The organism is Gordonia sp. UBA7860 (genome assembly GCF_002500165.1).
Taxonomy (GTDB): Bacteria; Actinomycetota; Actinomycetes; order Mycobacteriales; family Mycobacteriaceae; genus Gordonia; species Gordonia sputi.
The window spans coordinates 1-487 of record NZ_DLSO01000092.1 but is presented as its reverse complement, the minus strand read 5'-3'; the positions used below and the strand labels follow the sequence as shown (position 1 = coordinate 487).

Sequence of the window (487 nt, the reverse complement as noted above, 5' to 3'; positions counted from 1 at the left end):
CCCGCCGGTGTGGTCGGGGAGTTGTATCTGGCGGGTCCTGCCCTCGCGCGCGGTTACGCTGGTCGACCTGCGCTGACCGCCGAGCGGTTTGTCGCTGCGCCCTTCGAACTGCGGGATTGCCCGGGTGCCGGTGCCCGGATGTACCGGACAGGTGATCTGGTCCGGTGGACATCCGCGGGGTTGCTGGAGTACATCGGACGTTCGGACTTCCAGGTCAAGATCCGCGGTCTGCGTATCGAACTCGGCGAGATCGAGTCCGCGCTGCGGGCTGTGGAGGGTATCGGCGGCGCGGTCGCAGTCGGCGTCGACACCCCAACGGGTACTCGCCTGGCCGCATACGTCGCGCCCACTCAGGGCGCGACTCCCGACCCGGTCGCGGCGCGCTCGGAGGTCAGTGGACGCCTGGCCTCGTCCATGGTGCCAGACGCCATCGTGGCCGTCGCCGCAATCCCACTCACGCCGATCGGGAAAATCGATCGGAATGCGC

1 protein-coding gene is annotated in these 487 nt (G+C 68.8%); it reads left to right on the top strand.

From position 1 onward, the window contains the following. Positions 1–487, top strand: a 487-nt coding sequence (locus tag B3T59_RS12180) for an AMP-binding enzyme (RefSeq protein ID WP_287003567.1), incomplete at both ends; no start/stop codon positions are given.